Source organism: Aquitalea pelogenes, assembly GCF_041914625.1.
Lineage (GTDB): Bacteria > Pseudomonadota > Gammaproteobacteria > Burkholderiales > Chromobacteriaceae > Aquitalea > Aquitalea pelogenes.
On sequence record NZ_JAYSDA010000036.1, the window covers coordinates 1 to 14837 of the forward strand.

Here is a 14837-nt window from a genome sequence, read left to right on the forward strand (position 1 = left end):
ACCTGCACCCGCTGCTGGAACCGGTACTGGCCCCCACCTACGGCATCATGGTGTATCAGGAACAGGTGATGCAGTCCGCCCAGGTGATTGGCGGCTACTCGCTGGGCGGTGCCGACTTGCTGCGCCGCGCGATGGGTAAAAAGAAGGTGGAGGAGATGGTGGCGCAGCGCGCCATGTTCGTGCAGGGTGCCGCCAAGCAGGATATTCCGGAATCCAAGGCCAACGAAATCTTCGACTACATGGAGAAATTCGCCGGCTACGGTTTCAACAAGTCGCACGCCGCCGCCTATGCACTGGTGGCCTACCATACGGCCTGGCTCAAGGCACATCATTGCGCCGCCTACATGGCTGCCACCATGTCCACCGAACTGGACAATACCGACCAGCTGAAGGTGTTTTATGACGACGCCACCGACCCCAAGAACGGCCTGCGCTTCTTACCGCCGGACGTCAATCACAGCTTCTACCGCTTTGTGCCGGTCAGCCGTCAGGAAATCCGCTATGCACTGGGCGCGATCAAGGGCAGTGGCGAATCTGCCGTAGACCATATCGTGGCGGTGCGTGAAGCCAGCGGCCCCTACACCAGCCTGTTTGATTTCTGCCAGCGCACTGACAAAAAGCTGGTCAACAAGCGGGTGATCGAAGCGCTGATCCGCGCCGGTGCCTTCGACAGCATCGAACCCAACCGCGCCCTGCTGTTTGCCAATGTCGGCCTGGCGATGGAAGCGGCCGATCAGGCCCATGCCAATGCCAATCAGGGTGGCCTGTTCGACATGTTTGGCGACGATGTGGCGCCGGCAGTGGAAATGGTGGCCACCCGGCCATGGAATGACGCCGTCAAACTGGCGGAAGAAAAACTGGCCATCGGCTTTTACTTGTCCGGCCACCCGTTCTCCGCTTATGCGCAGGAAGTGCGTGCCTTCATCAAGACCACACTCTCGCGCCTGACTCCGCGCAAGGAGCCGCAGCTGCTGGCCGGTTTTGTCACCGGCATCCGCGTCAAGATGGGCAATCGCGGCAAGATGGCCTTTGTCGAACTGGACGATGGCAGCAGCAAGCGCGAAATCGGCCTGTTTGGTGACAGCTATGAAGTCAACCGCAACAAGCTGAAAGAAGACATCGTGCTGGTGGTGCAAGGCAAGGTGAGCGAGGACAGTTTCTCCGGCGGCCTGCGCATCATGGCCGACCGCATTTACGATCTGGGCGAAGCACGCAGCTGCTTTGCCCGCGGCCTGTCCTTGCAGATGAACGGCAATGCCGATGTCAACCGGCTGAAAGCCTTGCTCACCCCCTATCGTGACGAGGAAAATGGCGGCCTGGTACGCATCAGCTACAGCAATGCCCAAGCGCGTGGCGATGTGGCCCTGTCGCAAGGCTGGGCCGTACGGCTGGACGACAGCCTGCTGCTGGCCTTGCAGGACTGGCTGGGCGAAACCGCGGTGAAGATATTGTGGTAAAGCCCGGCTGAACGCCGGCACCGGCCTTGCTGCTGGCGGGCAACAATTGTTCATTATTGACAGCCAGTCACCGTTTGGCAGCAGGCAGCCGGCATCGTAAGCTGTGCTGCTGCCTACCGGGCAGCGTCTCACCATCCACCCATGCCGTGCGCTTGCCAACTGCTTGCACACGGCATGTCTGATTGCATCAAAGGGGAAACATGAACTGGAATCAGGAACTGGGCACCAGCCTGGTGTGGGTAGCCAAGGCCTATGGCATCACTTGCCTGCTGTTTGTCATTGCGGTGTGGAGCCTGACCCGGCTCACCAGCTGGGGCCGGCAATTCTGGCAACTGAGCGGTGCTTACTTCAGCCTGCGGCGTAGTGCCAAACCACTGCTGGCCATTGCGCTGATCCTGCTGCTGACCCTGGCTGGTGTCCGGCTGGACGTGGTGCTGTCCAACTGGAGCAACGGGCTGTATACCTCCTTGCAGCAACTGAATGAAAGCCTGTTCTGGAGCTTTGTCCGCATTTTCTGCATTCTGGCCAGCCTGCATGTGCTGCGCAGCCTGTTCAGCTTTTACGTCAACCAGAGCTTTTCCATCCACTGGCGTGCCTGGCTGAACGAACAACTGCTGCAAAGGTTGTTGAGTCAGCAAGCCTTCTACCGCCTGCAATACCTGCCGCAACACAGCGACAACCCCGACCAGCGTATCCAGCAGGATGTCAGCAGCTTCGTCAGCAGTTCGCTCGGCCTGTCGATGGGCGTGGTCAGCGCTCTGGTGTCCACCCTGGCCTACACGCTGATCCTGTGGAACCTGTCCGGCCCCTTGCAGCTGCTGGGGGTGGAAATACCCCGCGCCATGGTGTTTGCGGTGTTTGTCTACGTGCTGATTGCCACGGTGCTGGCAGTGAAGATCGGCCGCCCACTGGTACGCTTGAACTTCCTGAACGAGCAATACAACGCCAACTATCGTTACCTGCTGGTGCGCTTGCTGGAGTATGCGGAAAGCATTGCTTTTTATGCCGGGGAAAAAGTGGAAGGCATGCTGCTGCGCAGCCGTTTTGGCCAGATCATCCACAATAACTGGCGCATCGTGTTCCGGTCGCTGAAATTCCAGGGCTTCAACCTGATTGTCAGCCAGACCGCCGTGGTGTTTCCACTCATCGTGCAGGCCCATCGCTTTTTCTCCAAGCAGATTACCCTGGGCGACCTGATGCAAACCTCCCAGGCTTTCGGCACGCTGCACGACAATCTGTCCTTTTTCCGCAATGCCTATGACGACTTTGCCGGTTATCGCGCGGTGCTCAACCGTCTGTCCGGCTATTGCGACTCCATGCAGGAAGCCGCCAGCCTGCCGCGCCCCGCCATCAGCCATCAGGGCAAGCGGCTGGCGCTGGAAGCCTTCAGCCTGCACAGCCCGGCTGGCGACTGCCTGCTGGACAATGTCTCGCTGGAGATTCCGGCAGGCAGTGCATTGCTGATTCGCGGCCGTTCCGGCTCGGGCAAAACCACGCTGCTGCGCAGCCTGGCCGGCTTATGGCCCTATAGCAAGGGCCAAATCATCCTGCCAGCAAGCGGTGTGATGTTCCTGTCGCAAAAGCCTTACCTGCCGGGCGGCAGCCTGCGCGATGCGCTGTACTACCCGGCTAGCCCGCCGCAGGGCGGCAGTGCACAGCTGGAACAGATACTGCAAAGCATACAGCTGGGCCACCTGCTGCCGCGGCTGGATGAAGAGCGTGACTGGGGCCACAGCCTGTCGCTGGGCGAACAGCAGCGCTTGGCCTTTGGCCGCCTGTTGCTGAACCAGCCGGATATCGCTTTTCTGGACGAAGCCAGTTCGGCGCTGGACGAAGGACTGGAAGATGCCATGTATCGCCTGCTACGTGAGCAACTGCCGGACACCACGCTGGTAAGCGTCGGCCACCGCAGCAGCCTGCTGCAATACCATCAGCAGCAATTGCAGATTCTGGGCCGGGGCCGCTGGGAAGTACTGCCAGCCTGAACCCGCCCTTTCCGCTAAACGACCGCACGGCCTGCGCCGCTGCGGTCTTTTTTATGTCTGATCACACCCGCCATATCAGAAGCATTTTTTTATGCTGTTTGAAGCAAAACTGCATAATCATCAAATAATTCAAAACTTTCCTGCAAACGTCACGTGTAGCTGCTATAGGTAAATTTACGTAGCACGACTACATATGCCAATGACGAATAACAACAAGATGAACACTTGCAAGGAAGACTCTCATGACCATCATCCGACGCCTCATCCTCACCCTCGCTATTGCCCTGCTTGCCCTGCTGCTGGTGGGAGGCTTTGGCATTTACCAGCAAAAGCAGGCCAGCAACCGTTTTGAAGACACCATCAGCAATATTGCGCCCAGCATTCGCGACCTGAACGGTATGGTGTATGCCTTCATGGACATCCGCAGTGCCATCATCAAGCACTCGGTATCGCATACCACTGGGGAAAAGGCAGCCGCAGAAGCCATGTCGGGCGAGGCTGACAAAAAGCTGGACGACCTGTTGAATGACTACGAGAAAAACCTGATTGCTGATGATCACGATCGTCAGTTGTTACAGGATGAAAAAGCCAAGCTGGCCGCATTTCGTGCTGAACGTAACAAGTACTTCGACATGTCCAACAGCGGCAAGGACGATCTGGCTGATGCCATGCTGCGCGACGGCCCCTTGAATACCACCGGTGCAGAGCTGCGCAAGGCCCTGAATACCCATAACGAATACAACCTCAAGCTGGCCTTTGATACGCTGGAAACCAACAAGGCTGCGTACAATGCTTCATTGCTGCAAACCAGCGGCATGATTGCTGGCGTGGTGTTGCTGGTACTGTTCATGGGCGTCACCCTGTTCCGCACCATCAGCCGTGGCCTGACTTCCATCCAGCACACCATGCAACAGGTCAGCCAGTCGCTGGACTTCACCCAGCGCGCCCCGGTCATCAACCAGGATGAAATCGGCAATACTGCCACTGCCTTCAATAATCTGCTGGGTGGTTTGCAGACCAATCTGAAATCCATCCTGGAAGGGGCGCGCTCGGTAGCCGCAGCCTCGGAAGACCTGTCGCAGACTGCCACCCAGGTGGCTGCTGCGGCCGATGCGCAATCGTCCTCTTCTGCCAATATGGCCGCCACCATCGAACAGATGACCGTCAGCGTGAACCATGTGGCCACCCGTGCCGAAGAATCCCGCGACCTCGCGCACAATGCCGGCAGCCTGGCGCATCAGGGTTCCACCACCATCAGCCAGACCATTCACGACATTCGCGACATTTCCAGCGCAGTGGACAGCGCAGCGGGCAGCATTCGCGAACTGGACACCTATAGCGCCCAGGTGGACACCGTGGTGGGGGTAATCAAGGATATTGCCGACCAGACCAATCTGCTGGCGCTGAATGCCGCTATCGAAGCAGCACGGGCTGGCGAAATGGGTCGCGGCTTTGCCGTGGTGGCCGACGAAGTGCGCAAGCTGGCCGAACGCACCAGCAGCTCCACCCAGGAAATTTCCTCCACCATCAATGCCATGCGTGACCGCTCGCGCCAGGCCACCGAACAGATGCATGCCGCCGAGGAACTGGTACGCAATGGCGTGAGCCGTGCCGACCATGCCGACCATGCCATCAAGCAGATTGGCGAGGCCACCGGCAATACCGTACACATGGTCACCGAGATTTCCGATGCCATCAAGGAACAGGGCAAGGCCACCAACAATATTGCGGTACAGGTAGAACAGATTGCCCAGATGACGGAAGAAGCGTCCTCGGCAGCACAGGAAGCGGCCAGCAGTGCGCGTCATCTGGACGAACTGGCACGCCACCAGATCAGCACCTTGCAGCAGTACCGCCTGTAAAACACCTTCCTTGCAGTCGTGGCCGCCAGTGTTACGCTGGCGGCATTTTTTTTGCCATTGACCAACGGAACAAAAAAGAAACCCGCCCGGATGCCGGACGGGTGATTCACCGCAAGGGTGAAAGTCTGCCCAGGCCAGTCGCAGCCTGGGCAGTACTTTTGTTATAGCCGCAAATCACAGTGGCGTGCCCTTTGAACTTGACCAGACGCTGACCGGGCCATTAGCATAAACAAATGTTTTACTAACAAACATAAGTTTAATGACCGAACGCGAACAGGAAATCCTGCAATGGCTGCGGCAGAACCCGCTGATTCCGCAGCAGGAACTTGCCGACCAGCTGGGCATCAGCCGCTCGGCCGTGGCCGGCCACATCATGAAGCTGATGCAAAAGGGTCAGATTCTGGGCAAGGGCTATATTCTGGCCGACAGCCCTTATGTGGTGGCGCTGGGCGGTGCCAATATGGACATTCGTGGCAGCACGGTGGCCGCTCTGCGTCAGGGCGACTCCAATCCCGGCAGGATAAGCTGCTCGGCCGGTGGTGTGGCACGCAATATCGCGGAAAACCTGGCCCGGCTGGGGGCGGATTGCCGGCTGATCAGCGCCGTGGGAGATGACCTCTACGGCCGGGCGCTGCTGGAAAGCACCCAGCGCGCCGGGGTTGATGTCCGCCACGTCCTGCTGCTGCCGGATGCTGCCACCTCCACCTATCTGTCCATTCACGGACCGGATGGCGACATGGCCATTGCCATCAATGACATGGATATCCTGACCCGGCTGGATGCCACGCGTCTGGCACCACAGCGCGAACTGCTGCGTCATGCCGGTTTGATTGTGGCCGATGCCAATCTCTCGCCCGATGCCCTGGCCTGGTTGTTTGCCGAAGCCGGCGACACCCCGGTGTTCATGGACACGGTATCTGCCTTCAAGGCCGACCGCCTGCGCCCCTGGCTGGGCCGCATCCACACCCTGAAACCCAACCGGCTGGAAGCGGCCAGCCTGTCCGGCCTGCCGCTGGATACCCCCGAACAGGCCCCGGCCCTGGCCAGCTGGTTTCACCAGCAGGGCATCCGGCAGCTGATTGTCAGCCTGGCCGCCGACGGGGTGTTTTACAGCCATGCCGACGGTACACATGGCTGGTGCCCGGCCCCGGCCTGCGACATTGTCAACGCCACCGGCGCAGGTGACGCGCTGATGGCCGGCCTTGCCTGGGGCGCGCTGCAAGGCATGCCCTTACCCCACGCCGTGGAACTGGCACAAGCCTGTGCTGCTCTCACCCTGAGCTGCGCCGCTACCAACAACCCCACCTTGTCACTGACAGCCGTACAACAGCTGTGCCCCAATTTGCCTTATCCGGAGCAATCATGAGCCAACACCCTTACCTGGACATCCATCCCGAAGTCGCCGCTGCGCTGGCCGCCGGTCAGCCAGTCGTTGCACTGGAATCCACCATCATCTCCCACGGCATGCCCTATCCGCAAAACGTGGCCACCGCCTTGCAAGTGGAAGCCGAAGTGCGTGCCCATGGCGCGGTACCCGCCACCATTGCCATCATTGATGGCCGCCTGAAGGCTGGCCTTGGCGCGGATGAAATCGAACTGTTGGGCAAACGTGGCCGGGAAGTGGTCAAGGTCAGCCGCCGCGACCTGCCTTTCATCGTGGCGGGCCGCCAGACCGGAGCCACCACCGTGGCTTCCACCATGATCATCGCCGCCATGGCCGGTATTCGCGTATTTGCCACCGGCGGCATTGGCGGCGTGCACCGTGGTGCCCAGCACAGCTTTGATATTTCTGCCGACCTGCAAGAACTGGCCCAGACCCCGGTCACCGTGGTGTGTGCTGGTGCCAAGTCGATTCTGGACCTGGGCCTGACACTGGAATACCTGGAAACCCACGGCGTGCCGGTAATCGGCTACCAGACTGCCACCCTGCCCGCCTTCTTCACCCGTGAAAGTGCTTTCAAAGTGGATTACCGCCTGGACAGTTCGGCCGACATTGCCGCCGTGATGCAAGCCAAATGGGCGATGGCGCTGAAGGGTGGCATGGTGGTGGCCAACCCCATTCCGCAGCAATTCGCCATGCCGTCGGACAAGATTGACGCCGCCATCGAACAAGCCCTGCAGGAAGCCAGTGATCAAGGCATCGGCGGCAAGGAATCCACCCCCTTCCTGCTGGCACGGGTGTGCGAGCTGACCGGCGGCAACAGCCTGGCTTCCAACATTCAGCTGGTACTGAACAATGCCCGCCTGGCCGCCGCCATTGCACAGGACTACTGCCGCCTGACCGCCTGAGCACACCCGCCAACGCCCTGCTGCCGACATGGTTGACGCCTGCTGGCAGCAGCGGTGTAATCCTCGCCCCACCCTCTGGAATGCCGCCATGTCACCGCTTGAACTCACCCCGCAACTGCAACACTGGCAACAGCAGCTGATCGGGCTACTGCAACAACAGGAACCAGATGCCGACGGTGCCCATGATCTGTCGCACTTTCACCGGGTATGGGCGGCGGCGCGGCACATCCTGCCGCATCACCCGCAGGCCGATGCCCTGGTGGTGCTGGCAGCCTGTTATTTGCACGATCTGGTCAATCTGCCAAAGAATCACCCGGACCGGGCACAGGCATCGCGGCTGGCTGCCGCCAAGGCCAGTCAGTTACTGGCGGATGCTGGCTTTCCGACTGACAAGCTGGCTACCGTGGCGCACGCCATCGAGGCGCACAGTTTTTCCGCCAATATCCCGCCGCAAACCGACGAAGCGCGCATCGTGCAGGACGCCGACCGCATGGACGCGCTGGGCGCCATTGGCCTTGCGCGCATGTTCTACACCTCGGGCCGCATGGGTCGGCAACTGGCGCATCCGGACAACCCGCTGGGCGCAGGCCGGGCGCTGGATGACCGTGAATACGCGCTCGATCACATCGAAGTGAAACTGGAAAAGCTGCCCGACATGATGCAAACCGCAGCAGGCCGTGCCATGGCGGTGGAGCGGCTGGCACGCTTGCATGCCTTTCGCCAGCAGTTTGTCGAGGAATGGCTGGCACGCTGAGGCCGTACTTCACCGGATGGGCAAGCCTTGTGGCTGCGGCGTATGATGGGACAAAAGCTGTCAATAACAGAGGAGATGTCCCATGCACTATCACAACGCACGTCTGCTGGAACAGGTCCACGTGGTGGTGGCAGATCTGGCTGCCAGCAAACGCTTTTACCAGGCCATCCTGCATGAGCTGGGCCGCACGCTGAGTGCAGAAGGTGCCGACTTCTTCCGCGCCGACGAACTGCTGGTGACAGGCGGCAAGCCGGAACAGCGCAGCCATGTTCATCTGGTATTCCGCGCGGCAAGCCCGCAGCTGCTGACCGGCTTTGTGGCCGCGGGCCTGGCTGCCGGTGGCCGCCCCGCCCCCAGCCTGGTTCTCGGGGATGACAGCAAGCGCTGTACCCTGCTGGACCCGGATGGCAACCCGGTCCATGCCGTGGTTGATGCCACACCGGCAAGCGAAGACAAGCCCGGCCTGCTGGAACACAAGGCTCCCTTCACCGTGTGCGAATAAACCGGTCATGCCAGCATCCGGGCTGGCCATAAAAAAACGGAGGGCATTGCCCTCCGTACAAGTCTTGTAGCCAGGAGTGTTACAAGAAAACCTGCCAGCCCCGTCATCATCCCGACAGGGCCACATGCATGGGTTACGGTTTATTTCCAGCTTTGCGGGAATTTGTAACCGGCATATTTCTGTTTGGCCCAGTCACTGAAGGCCTTGCTGTTGTAAGCGGCAATCACGTCACGTGCCCACGGCTTGCCCGCATCGGCAGCGCGCACCACACCCCAGTTGACATAGGCGTAGCTCTTTTCCTGGAACACGGCCTCGGTCAGCTTGATGCCGGAACTGGTGGCGTAGTTGCCGTTGATGACGGCAAAGTCCACATCGTTACGCGAGCGCGGCAGCTGGGCGGCTTCCAGCTGGACAATCTTCAGCTTTTTCACGTTCTGGGCGATATCACGCTCGGAAGCGGTCAGCGGGTTGATACCCGGCTTGAGCTTGACCCAGCCCAGATCGCTCAGCATCACCAGTGCACGGGCAAAGTTGGACGGATCGTTCGGCGCGGAAATGGTGCTGCCTTCCTTCACGTCCTTGAGCGACTTCAGCTTTCCCGGATAGATGCCCAGCGGTGCAGTCGGCACCTGGAATACTTCTTTCAGGCTCAGCTTGTGTTCCTTGACGAAGTTGTCCAGGTAAGGCTTGTGCTGGAATACGTTCACATCCAGCGCACCTTCCTGCAGGGCCATATTGGGACGTACATAATCGGTGAATTCCACCAGTTTGACCGCATAGCCCTGCTTTTCCAGGATAGGCTTGATCGACTGCTTCACCATGTCGCCAAAGTCACCCACGGTGGTGCCAATCACGATTTCCTTCTTGGCCGGGTCAGCCGCCAGTGCCGGACCGGCAATGGCCAGACCCAGACAAGATACGGCCAGCGCCTTGATGACGAATCTACGCATGTGAACTCCTTGCAATGATTGATAAGGGAAAGCAGCTGGCCTGGCTGCCAGGCAGCACACCAGCCGGGTTGCCGGGCTGACGGTGTCGCCCGGTCTGTAGGATTGATTCAGCGCTTGTCCAGCCTGGCGGCCAGCCGGTTGCCCAGCAGCTGGATGATCTGCACGATCACCACCAGCAGCAGTACCATGGCCACCATCACGTCGGTCTGGAAACGGTAATAGCCATAACGGATGGCCAGATCGCCAATACCGCCGCCACCCACCACCCCCGCCACGGCGGAATAGCTCAGAAAGCTGATGGTGAGAATGGTCAGGCTGGAAATCAGCCCGGAGCGGGCTTCGTTCAGCAATACCTTGATGATGATCTGCAAGGGGCTGGCCCCCATGGCCTCGGCCGCTTCCACCACACCGCGTGGAATCTCGCGCAGGGTTTGTTCCACCAGCCGGGCAAAATACGGAATGGCGGCAAAGGACAGCGGCACGGCCGCAGCCACCGGGCCGATGGTGCTGCCCACCAGCAGGCGGGTAAGCGGCACCAGCGACACCATCAGGATGATGAAGGGGAAGGAGCGCACCAGGTTCACCGTCCAGCCCAGCACACCATTGACCAGACGGTTGGCAAACAGCTGGCCCGGCTGCGACAGGTACAGCCAGATACCCAAGGGCCCGCCCAGCAGGATGGCGGCAGCCAGTCCCACGCCCAGCATCAGGCCGGTTTCCTGACAGGCCTGCCAGATTTCCGGGGCCATGCCGGCCAGGTCGGCCAATGCCGCAGCAAAAGTCATTTCTTCCATCACGCAGCCTCCAGCAAAGAACGGGCGAGGTCTGAACGGGCATCCACCTTGCCCTCGCTCACATCCACCACTTCCACCACCTGGCCGGCGTCCAGCACGGCCGCGCGGTGGCAGATGGAACGCACCACATGCATTTCGTGGGTGACAATCACCACCGTCACGCCAAAGCGCTGATTGATGTCGCGCAGGCAGTCCAGAATGGACTGGGTGGTTTTCGGGTCCAGTGCCGAAGTGGGTTCATCCGCCAGAATCACCTTGGGACGCGGAGCCAGTGCACGGGCAATGCCCACACGCTGCTTTTGCCCACCGGACAGCTGGGCCGGATAGTGCTGCGCACGGTCGGCCAGCCCGACCACTTCCAGACATTCGGCCACGCGCTGGGCGATATCGGCCTTGGACCAGCCGGCAATCTCAAGCGGGAAGGCGATGTTGTCGGCCACGGTGCGGTTGGCCATCAGGTTGAATTGCTGGAACACCATGCCCAGATGCTGACGGGCGCGCCGCAAGGCAGGCGCATCCATGGCGGTGAGGTCTTGCCCGTCCACGATGACGGCGCCGCTGTCCGGACGCTCCAGCAGGTTGATCAGCCGCAGCAAGGTGGATTTGCCGGCACCGGAAAAACCGATCAGGCCGAACACTTCACCAGCGGTGATGGCGAGCGAGGTATCCTGCACAGCGTCGAACCAGCCGCCACCGGGGCGGCGAAAACGCTTGCGGATGTTTTGCAGATGAATCATTCAAATACTCCGGAATGCATAAAGCCCGCCGGTGACGCTGGCGGGCTTTATGCATGGAATCTTTGAATACTGAAAAGATTATATAAGCAGAAACTGAATTGATACGGGGTCTGCTTACCCACGCTTTAGCTGTTTTACGCCCGCAAGCTGTGTCAAATCGGCGATTAATTTTGGGTATTGAACAGCAATTTTCGCTTTACGTCAAGCCTGATGCAGTATTCCTGCCCGAAAAGCGCAAGCTTTGCAGTAAAACGGAAATTTTGCTGCTGATAAAGCAGGATTACGGCATGGTTTTATCAATCGTCAAATACTGATGTTTCATATCGAACGTCAGCATTTTCATGCTGGAAGCAGCGATGCCGTCAGTGGCAAATGGTCCGACAAACGCGACCAGGGCAGGCCGCGCAGCACATCGGCACTCAGCACCCGCAGGCCGCGCACATAAATGCGGTCCAGCGGCAGCACCGGCAGCCGTGCCGGAAAGCTTTGCGCGTAATGGCCGCGGTGGGTGAGAAACACTTCCTGCAAGCCCGCCTGCTGCAGGAGTTCGCTGGCCTCGCCCTGCCAGTCGTTGAAGTCGCCGGCCAGGATGATGGGCGTATCCGGCGCAATGGCTGCCTCGATGTAATGCAGCAGATTGGCGTATTGCTTGCGCCGGTCGCGGGCCAGCAAATTGAGGTGTGCACACAGCGCGGCCACCGGCCGGTTCCAGCCTCGTGGCAACAGCATGCAATGCAACAAGCCACGGCTTTCAAAGCGGTTGACCGACAGGTCGCGGTTACACCATTCGATGATGGGATGACGGGTCAGCACCGCATTGCCATGATGGCCGTGTTCATAGGCGGCATTCAGGCCATACACCACCTTGTGATCCAGCCGCCGGGCCAGATAGTGATGCTGGGCTTGTACCGGCCAGCCCTCGTGACGCAGCGAACGCAGCAGGTTCTTGCCTTGTACTTCCTGCAAGAACAGCAAATCCGGTGACTGCATTTCCAGCGCATGGGCAATTTCATCAACCCGCACATGGCGGTTCAGCGGGGACATGCCCTTGTGGATGTTGTAGGTGGTGATCTTGAGCGGCTTCATCATCTATCCATAGCGCAAGCAGCCTCGCTTGCGCCAGTCCCTGGCGCAAATAATGCGCAATTTTCATCCGGGGTGGAGTCAACTTCACGTATCCGCATGCCAGTCAGCCTGAAGCTGAGGCGGGGCGCGCCAGCCAGCTTTATTTCAGGTAAGAGCGGACCAGGCGCATGACCTGGTCGGCTTCCTGCTGCCGTTCCGGGTCGACGTCGGCACCAATGGCGGCGGGGGCCAGCAGATGCTCGCGCAGATGGCCTTCCAGCACCTCGGCCATCAGGCCATTGACCGCACCGCGTATCGCAGCAATCTGCTGCAGTACCGCCATGCACTCCTGCCCTTCCTCCAGCGCCCGCTCGATGGCAGCGGCCTGTCCCTGGATACGCCGTACTCTGGCCAGTAGCGGTTTTTTTCCCTTTACGGTGTGTCCCATTGCAATTTTCTTTCTCAAAACATACTAGGGGGTAGTATATTGCGGACATTCTCATCCTGATACGCATCCGCATCATGCCACCACTGAGCGAACTGATACAGCAAGGTTCCACCAACCTCTGGCTGTTCATTCCATCCGCCATCCTGCTGGGCGCCCTGCACGGGCTGGAGCCTGGCCACTCCAAAACACTGATGGCGTCCTTCATCATTGCCATCCGCGGCAGCATTGCCCAGGCCGTGCTGCTGGGCTTGTGTGCGGCCTTGTCCCACTCGCTCGTCGTCTGGCTGCTGGCGGCAAGCGCCCTGCACTATGGCAACCAGTTACTGGTTGAACAGGCGGAGCCATGGCTGCTGTTGCTTTCCGGCATCATCGTGCTGGGCATTGCCAGCTGGATGGCATGGCGCACGCGACTGGACAATCTGGCGGCCCGGGCCTGGCAGCATGCACCGCACGGCGGCAAGATGATCAATACCGGCCATGGACTGGTGGAGTTGGTGCTGGAGGGTAATGACAGTAACAGCCAGGCCCGTTTTCGCCTGTATTGCTACAGCACACAGCTACGCCCGCAAAAGCCGGCCAGTGACGTGCAGTACCGGCTACAGGTACGGCGGGACGACGGCCAGCAAGAGGACTACCTCCTGATATCACGAGGGAGCTACCTGCAGGCGGAGCAACCCGTTGCCTTGCCGCACCAGTTTTCCGTCACGCTGCACATGCTGCATGGCAACCATGGCCATGAGTTTGCCCTGCGCTTTGGCCCACCGGCAGCGCGGCGCTACCAGCAGCGCAGTCAGAATGCCGCTGTTGTCGGCAAGGGCAGCATGTTGGCACGGCCGCAACGCGCGTCGGCCCAGGCCGACACCGCCGAGCCGTATCAGGATGCCCATGAAAAAGCCCATGCCGAGGAAATTGCCCGGCGCTTTGCCGGCAAAACGGTAAGCAATGGCCAGATTGCCCTGTTCGGGCTGACTGGCGGCCTGATGCCCTGCCCAGCCTCGGTCACCATCCTGCTGATTTGCCTGCAGCTCAAGCGGGTAGCGCTGGGTCTGACCATGGTGGCGTCTTTCAGCATCGGCCTGGCCATTTCACTGGTGAGCGTTGGCGTGGTGGCCGCCTGGGGAGCACGGCGGCTGGGTGAGAAGTTTCATCAGCTGGACGGCACCATACGACGTCTGCCTTATCTGTCCAGCCTGATGATGGTGGTGATTGCAACCGTGATGATGCTGCAAGGGGGTCTGCAGCTGGCCGGCTGAATCAGGCCTTGACCCAACCCAGCGCAATCGGCTTGGCCAACAGGTAACGATAGCTGCGGTTGAGGCCATCGAGCATACGCTGGCCAAAGCGCGGCCAGGCGGCATGCATGGCCAGCGCATAGGGCAGCGACAGCAGCAGGCCGCCCAGAATATCCAGCGGCCAGTGCACACCCAGATAAATGCGTGACACCCCTACCAGCACGGTCAGCAGCAACAGCAGTTGGCCCAGCCTGGCCTTGCCGGCCAGCCAGAAGGCAAAGGCGGTGGTGGCGAAGATGGTGGTGTGGTCACTGGGGAAGGACGGGTCGGCTGCATGGTCGATAAAGCGATACCCCAGGCCAATGGCAAAGGGGCGCGGGTGATCCCACAACATGCCGATCAGCTGATTGCACAGCAAGGCCAGCCCGACACTGAACAGCACCTTCAGCGCACGCTCGCGCTGGGCACGCTCACCCCACAGCCACATCAGCAGCAGCAATACCGGAATCAGCAAAATCAGGTATTTGGCAAAGAAGATGGCCAGCTTGATCATCAGCACGGACGAGACGGGCGTGGCGTTGATGAGCAGGAAACAAGCCTGATTGAAGCTTTCCAGTGCAAACATGACAGTATGATGACAATTAACGGAAAAACGGATTGTAACGATCCTGCCGCATGCTGTCCTTGCCTGTTTTGTGACGAAGTTTGTCCTGTCTGTGCAAAATGGGCACACTTTGCTTACACAAATGCCGATTCCGGACA

General features: G+C 60.0%; 14 protein-coding genes. 8 read left to right on the forward strand and 6 right to left on the reverse strand.

All coding sequences use genetic code 11. The annotated features are described in order from the left end of the window. The 7 genes from ACE3SE_RS20045 to ACE3SE_RS20075 all read left to right on the forward strand — a co-directional run. Positions 1 to 1457 (forward strand): helix-hairpin-helix domain-containing protein (locus tag ACE3SE_RS20045; RefSeq protein WP_374557769.1); only part of this gene is annotated, 1457 nt, incomplete at its 5' end. A 200-nt stretch (positions 1458 to 1657) separates the two neighbouring features. Continuing rightward, a complete protein-coding gene (locus ACE3SE_RS20050; RefSeq protein ID WP_374557771.1) occupies positions 1658 to 3442 on the forward strand; it encodes an ABC transporter ATP-binding protein/permease in 1785 nt (594 codons plus the stop codon). Positions 3443 to 3684: 242 nt separating this feature from the next. Next, a complete protein-coding gene (locus ACE3SE_RS20055; protein WP_374557773.1) occupies positions 3685 to 5304 on the forward strand; it encodes a methyl-accepting chemotaxis protein in 1620 nt (539 codons plus the stop codon). Between the two features lie 259 nt (positions 5305 to 5563). Beyond that, on the forward strand, positions 5564 to 6670 hold the full coding sequence (locus ACE3SE_RS20060; protein ID WP_374557775.1) for a PfkB family carbohydrate kinase: 1107 nt from the start codon (positions 5564 to 5566) through the stop codon (positions 6668 to 6670). Further along, entirely contained in the window at positions 6667 to 7593 is a 927-nt protein-coding gene (locus ACE3SE_RS20065) for a pseudouridine-5'-phosphate glycosidase (RefSeq protein WP_374557777.1), read from the forward strand. Before ACE3SE_RS20060 ends, ACE3SE_RS20065 begins: the two co-directional genes overlap by 4 nt. Before the next feature lie 88 nt (positions 7594 to 7681). Continuing rightward, positions 7682 to 8347 (forward strand): HD domain-containing protein, encoded by a 666-nt coding sequence (locus tag ACE3SE_RS20070; RefSeq protein ID WP_374557779.1) that lies wholly within the window; start codon positions 7682 to 7684, stop codon positions 8345 to 8347. A gap of 82 nt (positions 8348 to 8429) precedes the next feature. Continuing rightward, positions 8430 to 8849, forward strand: coding sequence for a hypothetical protein (locus tag ACE3SE_RS20075; protein ID WP_062789719.1), 420 nt, complete (start codon positions 8430 to 8432; stop codon positions 8847 to 8849). 140 nt (positions 8850 to 8989) lie between these two features. On the opposite strand, the gene ACE3SE_RS20080 is transcribed toward ACE3SE_RS20075, so the two are convergent. The 5 genes from ACE3SE_RS20080 to ACE3SE_RS20100 form a co-directional block, all read right to left on the reverse strand. Further along, on the reverse strand, positions 8990 to 9799 hold the full coding sequence (locus ACE3SE_RS20080; protein ID WP_045847187.1) for a MetQ/NlpA family ABC transporter substrate-binding protein: 810 nt from the start codon (positions 9797 to 9799) through the stop codon (positions 8990 to 8992). A gap of 107 nt (positions 9800 to 9906) precedes the next feature. Continuing rightward, on the reverse strand, positions 9907 to 10593 hold the full coding sequence (locus ACE3SE_RS20085) for a methionine ABC transporter permease (protein ID WP_045847186.1): 687 nt from the start codon (positions 10591 to 10593) through the stop codon (positions 9907 to 9909). Then, positions 10593 to 11330, reverse strand: a complete 738-nt coding sequence (locus tag ACE3SE_RS20090) for a methionine ABC transporter ATP-binding protein (protein WP_374557782.1) — start codon at positions 11328 to 11330, stop codon at positions 10593 to 10595. Before ACE3SE_RS20090 ends, ACE3SE_RS20085 begins: the two co-directional genes overlap by 1 nt. A gap of 339 nt (positions 11331 to 11669) precedes the next feature. Further along, complete coding sequence (locus ACE3SE_RS20095; protein ID WP_374557785.1) at positions 11670 to 12419, reverse strand: endonuclease/exonuclease/phosphatase family protein; 750 nt, start codon at positions 12417 to 12419, stop codon at positions 11670 to 11672. A 136-nt stretch (positions 12420 to 12555) separates the two neighbouring features. Then, complete coding sequence (locus ACE3SE_RS20100; RefSeq protein WP_062789713.1) at positions 12556 to 12843, reverse strand: metal/formaldehyde-sensitive transcriptional repressor; 288 nt, start codon at positions 12841 to 12843, stop codon at positions 12556 to 12558. A 74-nt stretch (positions 12844 to 12917) separates the two neighbouring features. Between ACE3SE_RS20100 and ACE3SE_RS20105 the strand changes: the two genes are divergently transcribed. Then, the gene (locus tag ACE3SE_RS20105; protein ID WP_374557787.1) at positions 12918 to 14096 is read left to right on the forward strand and encodes a HoxN/HupN/NixA family nickel/cobalt transporter; all 1179 of its coding nucleotides are present in this window, start codon (positions 12918 to 12920) and stop codon (positions 14094 to 14096) included. Position 14097: 1 nt separating this feature from the next. Here ACE3SE_RS20105 and ACE3SE_RS20110 read toward each other — a convergent pair whose 3' ends face one another. Beyond that, positions 14098 to 14700: a phosphatase PAP2 family protein gene (locus tag ACE3SE_RS20110; protein WP_374557789.1), complete on the reverse strand. Its 603-nt coding sequence runs from the start codon at positions 14698 to 14700 to the stop codon at positions 14098 to 14100. Positions 14701 to 14837 lie beyond the last annotated feature (137 nt).